This is a genomic window from Microbacterium sp. NPDC055683, from assembly GCF_053617895.1.
This window is the reverse complement of record NZ_JBSHGQ010000066.1, coordinates 1-11,096: the sequence shown is the minus strand read 5'-3', so window position 1 is coordinate 11,096 and position 11,096 is coordinate 1. Positions and strand designations below refer to the sequence as shown.

General features: G+C 73.6%; 11 protein-coding genes. 5 read left to right on the top strand and 6 right to left on the bottom strand.

The window, feature by feature from the left end; translation table 11 throughout:
* From ACWGPF_RS16930 to galU, 3 genes are all read right to left on the bottom strand, one after another.
* On the bottom strand, window positions 1-507 hold a 507-nt coding region (locus ACWGPF_RS16930; RefSeq protein ID WP_452333902.1), incomplete at its 3' end, for an amidohydrolase family protein.
* A 41-nt stretch (window positions 508-548) separates the two neighbouring features.
* Window positions 549-1,178 carry a GNAT family N-acetyltransferase gene (locus ACWGPF_RS16925; protein WP_452333901.1) on the bottom strand — a complete coding sequence of 210 codons (630 nt, stop codon included), beginning with the start codon at window positions 1,176-1,178 and terminating at the stop codon, window positions 549-551.
* Window positions 1,179-1,207: 29 nt separating this feature from the next.
* Window positions 1,208-2,095, bottom strand: coding sequence for a UTP--glucose-1-phosphate uridylyltransferase GalU (galU, locus tag ACWGPF_RS16920; RefSeq protein WP_452333900.1), 888 nt, complete (start codon window positions 2,093-2,095; stop codon window positions 1,208-1,210).
* A gap of 76 nt (window positions 2,096-2,171) precedes the next feature.
* On the opposite strand from galU, the gene ACWGPF_RS16915 reads away from it, so the two are divergent.
* Genes ACWGPF_RS16915 through mscL form a run of 3 tightly spaced genes read left to right on the top strand, consistent with a single transcriptional unit; the run spans window position 2,172 to window position 3,539 of the window.
* Window positions 2,172-2,768, top strand: a complete 597-nt coding sequence (locus tag ACWGPF_RS16915) for a 5-formyltetrahydrofolate cyclo-ligase (protein ID WP_452333899.1) — start codon at window positions 2,172-2,174, stop codon at window positions 2,766-2,768.
* Window positions 2,769-2,800: 32 nt separating this feature from the next.
* Window positions 2,801-3,076 (top strand): FmdB family zinc ribbon protein, encoded by a 276-nt coding sequence (locus tag ACWGPF_RS16910; protein ID WP_452333898.1) that lies wholly within the window; start codon window positions 2,801-2,803, stop codon window positions 3,074-3,076.
* 55 nt (window positions 3,077-3,131) lie between these two features.
* Window positions 3,132-3,539, top strand: coding sequence for a large conductance mechanosensitive channel protein MscL (mscL, locus tag ACWGPF_RS16905; protein WP_452333897.1), 408 nt, complete (start codon window positions 3,132-3,134; stop codon window positions 3,537-3,539).
* Between the two features lie 189 nt (window positions 3,540-3,728).
* On the opposite strand, the gene ACWGPF_RS16900 is transcribed toward mscL, so the two are convergent.
* Window positions 3,729-3,932, bottom strand: coding sequence for a hypothetical protein (locus ACWGPF_RS16900; protein ID WP_452333896.1), 204 nt, complete (start codon window positions 3,930-3,932; stop codon window positions 3,729-3,731).
* The gene (locus ACWGPF_RS16895; RefSeq protein WP_452333903.1) at window positions 3,932-7,618 is read right to left on the bottom strand and encodes an AAA family ATPase; all 3,687 of its coding nucleotides are present in this window, start codon (window positions 7,616-7,618) and stop codon (window positions 3,932-3,934) included. Before ACWGPF_RS16895 ends, ACWGPF_RS16900 begins: the two co-directional genes overlap by 1 nt.
* Before the next feature lie 158 nt (window positions 7,619-7,776).
* Between ACWGPF_RS16895 and ACWGPF_RS16890 the strand changes: the two genes are divergently transcribed.
* Window positions 7,777-8,286 carry a methylated-DNA--[protein]-cysteine S-methyltransferase gene (locus tag ACWGPF_RS16890; RefSeq protein ID WP_452333895.1) on the top strand — a complete coding sequence of 170 codons (510 nt, stop codon included), beginning with the start codon at window positions 7,777-7,779 and terminating at the stop codon, window positions 8,284-8,286.
* A gap of 59 nt (window positions 8,287-8,345) precedes the next feature.
* On the opposite strand, the gene ACWGPF_RS16885 is transcribed toward ACWGPF_RS16890, so the two are convergent.
* Complete coding sequence (locus ACWGPF_RS16885; protein WP_452333894.1) at window positions 8,346-9,329, bottom strand: Lrp/AsnC family transcriptional regulator; 984 nt, start codon at window positions 9,327-9,329, stop codon at window positions 8,346-8,348.
* Window positions 9,330-9,479: 150 nt separating this feature from the next.
* Here ACWGPF_RS16885 and ACWGPF_RS16880 point away from each other — a divergent pair, with 150 nt between their 5' ends.
* On the top strand, window positions 9,480-10,937 hold the full coding sequence (locus ACWGPF_RS16880) for an amidase (protein ID WP_452333893.1): 1,458 nt from the start codon (window positions 9,480-9,482) through the stop codon (window positions 10,935-10,937).
* The last annotated feature ends 159 nt before the right edge of the window (window positions 10,938-11,096 follow it).

Sequence of the window (11,096 nt, the reverse complement as noted above, 5' to 3'; positions counted from 1 at the left end):
CGCCTCCGCGATCGCGGAGGCGCTGCGCGCCGCGGCGTCGGGACGGTCTCCCGCCGTCCCCCGTACGAACGCGATGCGCCCGCCCAGCTCGCGTGCCGCCGTCGCTGCGCCCTGCGCGATGGCGACGCCGTCGTCGGCGTCTGGCCAGGTGAGGTGGTGGTCGGCGACCGTCGTCACGCCGCTCAACAGGGCTTCGGCCATCCCGGCGCGCGCGGCGGCGTACGCGAGCGCGCCGTCGACCCCTGCGTCGCGATACGCGGCCGCCATCGTGGGGAGCCAGTCGCGCATGGCGACGCCGCGCGTGCCGGGGAGGGTGCGGAACGCCGTCTGCAGCAGGTGGTGGTGGGCGTTCACGAGGCCAGGCGTGACGATGCACCCGGTGACGTCGAGCTCCTCGGCCCCGTCGGCCGGGGCGGAGGCGATCGCGCCCCCGACGACGTGCACGTCTCCGGGCCCCTCCTCGTCCTCCGACCAGACCGACAGGGCGTTGCGCAGGGTGAGGCTCACACCCCACAGCTACCAGGCGCGTGTTGCGGGCGGATGACGCCTCAGGTCGTGAGCGTGTCGGTCGGGGGCACGGCGGCCGCATCCGACGGCGCGCGTCCGCTGATCCAGCGGGCGAGGACGCCCTCCGGCACCTCCTCGCGCACGAGGGCGAAGACGTAGTGGTCGCGCCAGTCGCCGTCGATGTGGATGTACTTGCGGCGCAGCCCCTCGTAGCGGAACCCGAGCTTCTGCACGACGCGGAGGCTCGGGCCGTTCTCCGGCCGGATGCAGATCTCCATGCGGTGCAGACGCAGATCGGTGAAGCAGAGGTCGGTCGCCAGCGCGACGGCGGTCGGCGTGATCCCGCGGCCCGCGAACCGCTCGCTCACCCAGTAGCCGATCGTCGCCGACGACAGCGATCCGCGCGCGATGCCCCAGACGTTGAGCTGACCGCACACGACGCCCTCGTACTCCATCACCATGGGGACGCCGGCGCCGTCGCGGTACTGCTGCAGCAGGCGGCGGATCCCCGTGCGCATGTCGAAGGACACGGGGCCGTCGGGATTGGTGGCCTCCCACGGCCGCAGCCAGGAGCGGTTGCCGAGCAGCTCCTGCTGCAGGGGGCGCGCATCCCGGGAACGGACGAGCCGGATGGACACCGCGCCGTGCTCACGCCAGGGCTGGGTATCCATCCGGCTCATCGACCTCCGTGGACGGCGGCTCAGAGGGAGGCCGCGAACTCCTTGAACCAGGGTCGCAGATCCGGACCCAGGTCGGGGCGGTCGGCCGCGAGCTGCATGATCGCCTTGATGTAGTCGACGCGGTCGCCCGTGTCGTAGCGGCGGCCGCGGAACACGACGCCGTAGACGCCGGGGCCGGACGCGTCGGCGGCGACCTCCTGCAGCGCATCGGTCAGCTGGATCTCGCCCCCCTTGCCGGGCTGGGTGCGCTCGAGCACGTCGAAGATCGCGGGCGTGAGGACGTAGCGCCCGATGATCGCGAGGTTGGAGGGCGCGTCCTCCTTGGCGGGCTTCTCGACGAGGCCCTTCACCCTGACCACCCCCTCGGTGTCGGTGGGCTCGACGTCGGCGCAGCCGTACATGTGGATGTGGTCGGGGTCGACCTCCATGAGGGCGATCACCTGCGCGCCGCGCTTGGCCTGCTCGTCGATCATCGTCGTGAGCAGCTCGTCGCGCTCATCGATGAGGTCGTCTCCGAGCATGACGGCGAACGGCGTGTCTCCGACGTGCGCCTGGGCGCGCAGCACGGCGTGGCCGAGGCCCTTGGGGTCTCCCTGGCGGACGAAGTGGATGTCGGCGAGGTCGCTCGAGGCCTGCACGCGCTCGAGGCGCCCGGTGTCGCCCTTCTTCTCGAGGTTGCGCTCGAGCTCCGGGACGGAGTCGAAGTGGTTGGCGAGCGCGTTCTTGTTGCGCCCGATGATCATGAGGACGTCGCGGATGCCGGCGGCGACGGCCTCCTCCACGACGTACTGGATCGCGGGCTTGTCGACGACCGGGAGCATCTCCTTGGGCGTCGCCTTGGTGGCGGGGAGGAAGCGGGTGCCGAGGCCGGCGGCGGGGATGACCGCCTTGATCTTCGGGGAGTCCATGCGATCAGCCTAGGCGATGGGGCGCGCCGAGCCCGATCGCACTCCCCGTCCTTACGTCGCTCCCTAGGATCGGGGTATGCCGGACGACCTCGACCACGCCAAGAAGGCGCTGCGTGCGGAGATCCGCGAGCAGCGGCAGCGCACCACCGATCCCTGGCGAGAGAACGCCGCCGAGGGCATCCGCGTCCAGCTCGACGCCCTCGTCTCCGAGCTCGGCGCGGGGTCGCTCTCGTGCTATCTCTCCGCTCCGGCCGAGCCCGGCACGCGACCGTTCCTCGACGCGGCGCTCGCCCGGGGCATCCGGGTACTCCTCCCCATCACACGCGCCGACGGACTGCTCGATTGGACGGTCGCGGAGCCCGGCGGCGCCGAGATCGACAGCGCGTACGGCATCCCCGAGGCCGTCGGCGAGGTGCTGGGCCCCATCGCCGTGAACGACGTCGACCTCATGGTCGTGCCCGCGTCCGCCGTCGACCGCGACGGCATGCGGATGGGGTGGGGCCGCGGCTTCTACGACAAGACCCTCGGCTCGATGGCGCACAGGCCGCCCGTGTTCGCGGTGATCTATGATTCCGAGTTGGTCGATCGCGTCCCGCGCGATCTGCACGACCAGCCCGTCGACGGGGTCGTCACGCCGACGCGCACCGTCCACTTCGCGGGCCGTCGCGACTGACCGCCCCGCCACCCACGCCCGAACGAGGTCCCATGCCCACCTACGCCTACGCCTGCACCTCCTGCGGCCACCGATTCGATGCCGTGCAGTCCTTCAGCGAGCCGTCGCTCACCGAGTGCCCCGAGTGCGGCGGCACCGTGCGCAAGCAGTACGGCTCGATCGGGGTCACGTTCAACGGCTCCGGCTTCTACCGCACCGACTCGCGGAATACCGCGTCGTCCTCCGGCGCGGGCGCTGGCGCAGCGCCGAGTCCTGCGCCATCATCGGGTTCGGGAGCGCCCGCCGCTCCCGCCGCGGCCGGATCCTGACGCGCCGCGGCACATCATCTCGCCGGCGTTGTCGGCAGTTGGGGGAACAACCACCGTGATCCAGGGATTCAAGGACTTCATCTCTCGCGGCAACGTGATCGACCTCGCGGTCGCCGTCGTCATCGGCGCCGCGTTCGGAGCGATCGTCACCGCGGCGGTCGACAACCTCGTCAATCCGCTCATCGGCGCGTTCGTGCCGTCGGGCGACCTCGCGACCTGGACCATCGAGATCCCGGGTCTGTTCGCGACCGCCCAGCTCGGCATCGGCGCGATCATCTCCGCCATCATCAACTTCCTCGCCGTCGCAGCCGTCGTGTACTTCGCTCTCGTGCTCCCGATGAACAAGCTCAACGAGCGCCGTCAGGCGAAGCTCGGCGTCGCGGAGGAGGCCCCCGCCGCTCCCACGCAGGAGGAGCTGCTCGCCGAGATCCGCGACCTGCTCGCCGCGCAGTCCGCGAAGTAGTCGCCGCAGCCGAAGGGCGCCGTCCCGTCTCGGGCGGCGCCCTTCGGCGTACACGCTGCAGGACATCCGCCGGCCGCTGCGCCCTCGGCACGCGGCATTCCGCGGTCGCGGCGCGCGGCGGGGTCCGGATCTCCTGCATTGTGTTCGGCAGGGCCGTGTTCGGCAGGGCCGTGTCCGGCCGGCGCCGCGTCACCAGTGCGGCGGGCGGTCCCTCTTCAGCCGGTCGTCGTTCGCGCCGCGCTCGCCCGCGGGCGCCGCGCCTCCCGAGACGTCGTCGTCTCGCAGGGTCGACTCGGCGTCCGCGTCGCCGAGCGTCCCCGCCACGCGGGTCAGCCGAGCGCGCCGCGCCCCGGCGACCCGCTCGACGCGCTGGCGCGGCTCGTCGTCCGGCATCAGAACGCGAGCGGCTCGGTGTCGGGGTCGATGCGCGGCGTGTCGGCCGTGACGCCGAGCACCGCGGCGATGCGCCCGGCCACGGCGGCGGGATCGCTGTAGAGGTCGAACGCGTGCACGCGCACGTAGTGCCATCCGAGCCGTCGCAGCGCGTGCGGGCGCAGGCGCAGCGCCTCCCGAAGCGAGCCCTCCTGCGTCTCGGGATCGCTCTCGACGACGACCGCCTTGCCCGCCCGCTGCGCGACGAGCGGCAGCACGCCGTGGTAGTCGACGTCCACCGCGACGCCGAGCTTGCGCAGCTCGCGCGCGAGCACGCGCGTGAGCGGATCGGCGTCGTCCTCACGCCGCGCCTCGCGCCCCTTGCCGTCGATGCCGGCGAGGATCCCCATCAGGATGGCCGCGCCATGCTGCAGGCGTCCGTCGTCGGCCTCGGGCCGGATGGACGAGACGATCACCATGGACCGCCGCGCACGCGTCATGCCGACCGTCAGCAGCCGCTCGCCGTCGGGCGTGGAGAGGTCGCCGAAGTCGCTCAGCACGCGGCCGTGCCTCGTCACGCCGAACCCGAGCGAGAAGATGACCCGGTCGCGGCTCTCCGCGACCGACTCCTCGAGCGTGAGGACGGCGAGCGGCTCTGCCGTCTCGCGCGAGACGAAGTCGGCGACATCGCTGCGGCCGGCGAACGCCCCCGTGACGGCGGCGCGGATGCGCTCGGCGTGACGGCGGCTGGCGGTCACGACCATGAGCGACTCGTTGGGGCGGTTCACGGCGTGCTCGACGACGAGCGTGACGACACGCTGGACCTCGGCGTCGGGGCTCTCGACGGCGCCCGACTCCGGATCCGGGGCGCCGTATCCGCCCTCGACGTAGTCGACCGACAGGCTGCCGCGCCCGAGGTACGACCCCGCCCACGGCAGCGACACGATCTCGCCCCCGTAGAACGCGTCGTTGACGAGCTCGGCGAGGTCCTCGCCGCCTGCGCGGTAGCTGCGGGTCAGCGTCTCGACCGGCAGCACATCGGCGAGGCGCTCGAAGGCGCTCGCCGGTTCGACGGGTCCGTCCGGCGTCTCGAGCACGCCGACCGCGAACGGCATCGGCCGCTGCGTCACGGGGTCGCCGAACGCGACGATCTGGTTCGCACGCCGGATGGCGGGGGCCGCCTCGGCGATGCCGATCGCGCCGGCGTCCGCGAGGAGGACGACGTCGAAGCCGGGGTGCTCGGGGAGGAGCGGGACGTCGTACGGCGACGCGATCCACACCGGCGCGAGGGTGCGCGAGAGCGTCGGAGCGAGCTGCCCCAGGGCATGCGCCGTGACCTCGCCGCGCGTGAGGGCGCGCTTGAGCGACGCGGCCTCCTCCGGCTCGTCGACGATCCCGATGCGCCACTGCGTCGCCAGCTGCCATCCGAGGAGCGGACCGGATGCCGCGGCGTGCGCCTCGTCGACGAGGCGGAAGTCGCGCTCGAGGCGGTCGACGACCGACGTGTTGGCGCCGAGCAGGGCGCGATCGGTCTGCAGCAGGTGCTCGAGAGCGGACTGCCACCAGGCGAACTCGAGCTCCTCCCCCACGCGCGCCTCGTCGACGTGGCGCACCGACAGCTCCGTCAGCAGCGGCTCGAGGCCGAGGCGCGAGAGCTCGGCGCGCAGCTCGGCGCGCTCGACGATGTTCTCGAACACGTCGGAGTCGGCCGCGAGCCCCGCGAGGGTGCGCACGAGCCGCTCGACGGGCATCGAGGCGAGACGCGTGCCGCGTCCGAGGGCGGTGTCGAGGTCGGTCAGCTCGGCCTCGACCCGCTGCCACTCGACCTGCACGTCGGCGAGGCCGAGCGGCAGCTCCGGCATCGCGCCCTGGCCGACGAGCTCCTGCCACTGCGTGCGCTGGTTCTGGATGCGCGTGAGCGCCTCGTGCATGTCGGCCACGTGCACGCCGGGGCGCACGTACTCCTTCGCGAGCCGCTTCAGCCGGCGGCGCTGCGCCCCCGGCATCGCCGACTCGCGACGTGACGCGAACGCCGTGATGATCTCGCCGAGGGGGCGGTCGAACACGGCGGGCGTGAAGCGGTCGAGCGAGTCGCGGATGCCGTGCAGCAGCCGGAGGTACTCCCCCAGCTCGTCGATCGTCGTGAACGGCCGCATCCGCGTCTGCGAGATGAGCTCGTAGCCGCGCTCGAGCAGCTCGGGCACGGTGGTACGGTGCAGCCGCCCGGCCATCCGGTGCGCACCGCGGGCGGCGTCGGTCGTCGAGAACGAGACCCCGTACCACGGCGACTCGTCCGGTCCGATGCGGAACTCGCCGAGGCGGGCGGCGAGCGCGAGCGTCTCGGCCGCGCTCGTGCGGTCGCCCGCGAGCTGCGTGAGCGCGCGGTAGCCCAGCCGGGCGCTCGTGGAGGGCGGCACGGGGAGCGCGGCGAGCCGCGTGAGGGTGCGGGTCGCGTCGAGCACCGAGATGCCGAGGTCGTCGTGGCGGCGCGTGAGCGCGCGACGGTAGTCGCGCAGCACCGAGCGCAGCCGGACGAGGGCGTCGTCGATGTCGGAGACCTTGGGCTGCGTCGCCTTCTCGTTGCGCCCGATGGCGCGGATGAGGTCGCGGCGCAGGTCGGACGGCGACACGGCGAGCCCGTCGAGCCCGATCCCCGCGAGCCGGTGCCGGATGCCGTCGACCGTGGAGCGGCGCGCGCTCACGACGAGCACCCGCTTGCCGTCGCGCACGAGGGCGCCCACGGCGTTGATGATCGTCTGCGTGCCGCCCGTTCCCGGCAGGGTGTGCACCGTGATCGACTGGCCGGCCGCGATGCGGGCGAGCACCCGCTCCTGCTCGGCGTCGGCGTCGAGGAGGAGCGTGTCCGATGCGGGAGCCCGCTCGTCGGGGTGCGCGACGACGGGCGCCGACGCGCCGCCGAGGCGCGAGAGGTCGTCGTCATGGCCCGCGAGGGCGTTCAGCACGGGATGGTCGAGCGTGCGCAGGTCGCGCGCCATCCGCTCGCCGACCTCGGCGAAGGTCGACACGACGAGCCGAGGTTTGACGCTGAACGTCTCGACGTGCGCGAGCATGGCGCGCAGCCGGTCGATCACGGGCTGCGGCTTGAAGACGCCGTCCTCGTAGGCGAGCGCCGCGAGCGCCTCTCCGTCGACGTCGACGCCGAAGTGGTCCTGCGCGATGCGGACGAGCTCCGGGTTGACGCGGAACGCCCCGTGGAGCTTGAGCTCGAAGTCGGAGTGGTGGCGTCGGATGGCCAGGGGCCGCAGCAGCACGGGCGCGACGAAGTCCTCGTCCCCCACGCGCCAGGCGGCGAGACCGACGGCGAGTCGGACGGCGTCGATGCCCCGCACCGTGCGCAGCTCGAGGTTCTTGGCCGTGATGCGCTCGGCGGCGATGCGGGCGGTGCGCAGCGCCACCTCGTCGCGGAAGAGGTTCGACAGGAGCGTCGAGCGCCCCGTGATGAACTGCGGCAGGCTGCCCGGATGCGCCTTGGTGATCTCGATGCCCGTGTCGGACGACGCACGGTACCGCAGCAGCGGCGATCGACCGCCGAGCGCCGACGCCGAGGCGCGCAGCCGGTCGCGATCCGACGAGGCGATGTGGGCGACGGCCGCGTCGGGGTCGGCGACGCGCAGGTCGGCGGGCGTCACGGGCGGGAGCCCCGTGGTCTCCACGGCGTCGTCTTCAGCGGGCAGCACACGTGCCAGGGTAGGCGCGGAGGATGCGAACTCGCCCGCGCGCCGCGGAGTTTCGCGGAATCCCGGGCTCGGCGACGCGCCGTGCACAGCCCTCGGAGACCCGCGTGTCGGTCCCCGGATCCGCGCGGGCGCCCACGCCGCGGCCGGCGTCCCGGAAGGATGAGGGCATGACCTTCCGGTTCGCTCTCCTTCCCACGCCGATCGGCGACGCCGTCTGCGCCTTCTCGGACGACGGGCTCGTCGCCCTCCGGGTCGGCTCCGACCCGGAGTGGGCGATCGAGGCGGTGTCGCGCGAGCTGAGGGGAGCGCTCGTCCCCGACCGCGGCTCCGCGGCCGCCGACGCGCTCGCGGGCGAGCTCGAGGCGTACTTCGAGGGGGAGCTGCGCGCCTTCGAGACGCGCCTCGACTGGCGTCTGGCGACGGGGTTCGCGCGCGACGCGCTCGAAGCCGTGCGCGAGATCCCCTACGGGACGACGGCGAGCTACGGCGAGGTGGCGGCGATGGCGGGTCGGCCGCGCGCCGCGCGCGCCGTCGGCACGGCGTGCCGCACGACGCCGTTCTCGCTCGTCGTCCCGGTGCACCGCGTCATCCGCTCGGATGGGACGATCGGCGGCTACGGGGGCGACGAGGAGCTCAAGCGCCACCTCATCGACCTCGAGCGCGACGCGCTCGTCTGAGCCGCGCCGCCCCGCGTGTAGGCCGCGGGGCGGCGGCGGATGCCGGCACGCGATCGCCCTCAACGAGGCGAGGGGACCCCGTCGCGGTATCGCACCGTGCTGCGCTTCGCCACCGCGACGACGGGCGACGCCGAGATGTCCACCACGTCATCGAGCGCACCCAGGCGGTGCAGCAGGTCCCCCAGGTGCCCCGCATCGGCGCACGCCGCCTGGGCGAGCACGGATGAGCCGTCGTCGGCCGCCCAGCGCACCTCCGGTGCGTCGGCGACGGCGCCGGCGATGCGCGGCAGCGCTCCGGGGCGCGCGCGGACCTCGATGACCGCCTCGCACGGGTAGCCGAGCAGCGCGGGGTCCACGACGGCGCGGATGAAGACGAGGCCGTCGCGGACCGCGGAGTCGATGCGCCTGCTCACGGTCGACGCCGACACCCCGAGCGATGACGCCAGCTCGTCGACGGTCGCCCGCCCCTCCTCCTGCAGCAGGTCGACGAGCCGGGCCGTCAGCTCGTCGACGGCAGCGCGCGCCCCGTTCGTCGTCGCGAGAGCGGCATCCTCGCGAGTCCCGACGGCGTCGTACTCGCCCGCCGCCAGGATCTCGGGGCTCCACCCGCTCACCGTGCGGTGGTAGGCGGGGAGGAGGGTCGCGCGCACCTCGGCGCGGGCATCGCCCGCCGAGCGCTCGATCCCGCTGAGCGTCTCGCGCAGATCCTGCGGACCGTGGAAGAGCTCGGCGACGCACTCGACGGGGTTCGCGAGCACGCTTACCCACGTCGAGAGGGGATGGTCGGCGAGATGCTCCGCGACCGCCTCAACGACGCGCAGTCCCCCGCGGACGCGCACGAGCGTCGCAGCCCGTCCTGCGAGGCGCCACGGCCCGGGCAGGGCGTGGATGCGGACGACGCCGTCCGCCAGCAGGCGGCTGCCGCGACGCGAGACGGTGCGCTCCTGCTCGCCGATCGCCTCGGCGACCCGTCGCCAGGGGGCGCGCCCGTCGCGGAGGAGCGCGGCGGCGATACGGCGGTCCAGGTCACCGAGCGGCTGCATCCGGCCATCGTCTCACGCGGCACCGCCGCGTTACGGGCAGATGACATTCTCGTCGCGGCATCTGACGATGATGTTCACTCAGAACAGCTCGATGTCTGTTTCTTGCGATCAGCATCACTCGTTCGTCTCTTTCACTGGATCGGAACCCGTATGGACGACATCCTCCGGAGCACCGCCCGCGCCCAGCTCGCGCTGCTCGCGCGCGGCGAGGTCTCCGCCCGCGATCTGCTCGCCGCCGCACTGGAGCGCCAGGCATCGGTCGGCCGGGAGGTGAACGCCGTCGTCTCGGTCGACGTCGGCATCGCCGAGGCGGCTGCGGCCGCGTCCGATGCGCGCCGCGCGAGCGGCGCTCCCCTGGGTGCGCTCGACGGTCTCCCGACGGCGTTCAAGGACCTCGAGGAGGCGGCGGGCTTCCGCACGACGTGGGGGTCGACGCGCTTCCGCGGCCACGTCTCGCACCGGGACAGCGAGGTCGTCGGGCGCATCAGGGCCGCGGGCGCGGTGCCGTACGGCAAGACGAACACCCCGGAGTTCGGGACCGGATCGCACACCCTCAACGCCGTGTTCGGGACGACCCGCAACCCGTACGCTCCCGACCGGTCGGCCGGCGGTTCATCGGGCGGGGCCGCAGCGGCCCTCGCGGCGGGGCTGGTCTCGGTCGCCGACGGCTCCGACATGGGCGGGTCCCTGCGCAACCCGGCCTCGTTCTGCAACGTCGTCGGCGTGCGGCCCACCCCGGGGCTCGTGTCGATGGCGCCCGCGGCCGATCCGTGGGCCACGCTGCCCGTGAAGGGCCCGATGGCGCGCACGACGGGCGACGCGGCCCTGCTGCTGTCCGTGCTGGCCGGCGCATCCGGGCGCAGCCCCCTCTCTCAGCCGGGCGACGTCTCCGAGTTCGCGCGCATCGCGTACGAGACCCCGCGAGCCGACGCCCTCGACGGGCTGCGCGTGCTCTGGTGCCCCACGGTCGGCGGCCTCGACGTCGAGCAGCGCGTGCGCGGCGTGCTCGACGAGCACGGCCGCCGCACCCTCGAGGCGGCGGGGGCCGTCGTCGTCGAAGACGAGCTCGTCGCCGAGCTCGCGGGCGCGGACGACGCCTTCCGCATCCCGCGGGCCTTCGCCTACGCGATGCAGTTCGGCGCCCTCCTCGACGAGCACTCCGACGCGATGTCGCCCGAGCTCGTGGCGAACGCCCGCTGGGGCCTGACGATCACCCCTGCGGACCTGTGGGGCGCGCAGGAGCTGCGGGGCGCCCTCTTCGCCCGATTCGCCGATCTGTTCGACCGCTGCGACGTCATCGCCGCCCCGGCCGCGGCGGCAGCGCCCTTCCCCGCCGAGCGGCGCTGGGTCGACGAGATCGAGGGGAGCCGCCAGGGCGACTACCTCGACTGGATGCGCGCCGCGTGGCGGTTCACGCCGCTCGGCGGCGCATCGCTCAGCGTGCCCTGCGGGTTCACGCCCGAGGGGCTCCCCGTGGGCCTGCAGCTCGTCGGCCCCCCGCGCTCGGAGGCGCGGCTCCTGCGCATCGCGGCGGCGTTCGAGGAGCGTGTGCCGGCGTGGCGCGAGACGCCGGCCGTCCTGCGTGCCGGAACGCCCCCGCGCGACTGACCGCCGCGCGCCCGGAAGAGCATCCTCTCACCGGCGTCGTACGGGCACCCGCCGGTCACCCCGTCGCCGGGGGTGGTGGTCGCCACTGGCGATCACTCTGGACCCGATTGCCTGTGGATAGATCCTGGCGATTCCGGCGGTCACCGCACGTCCTCCGAG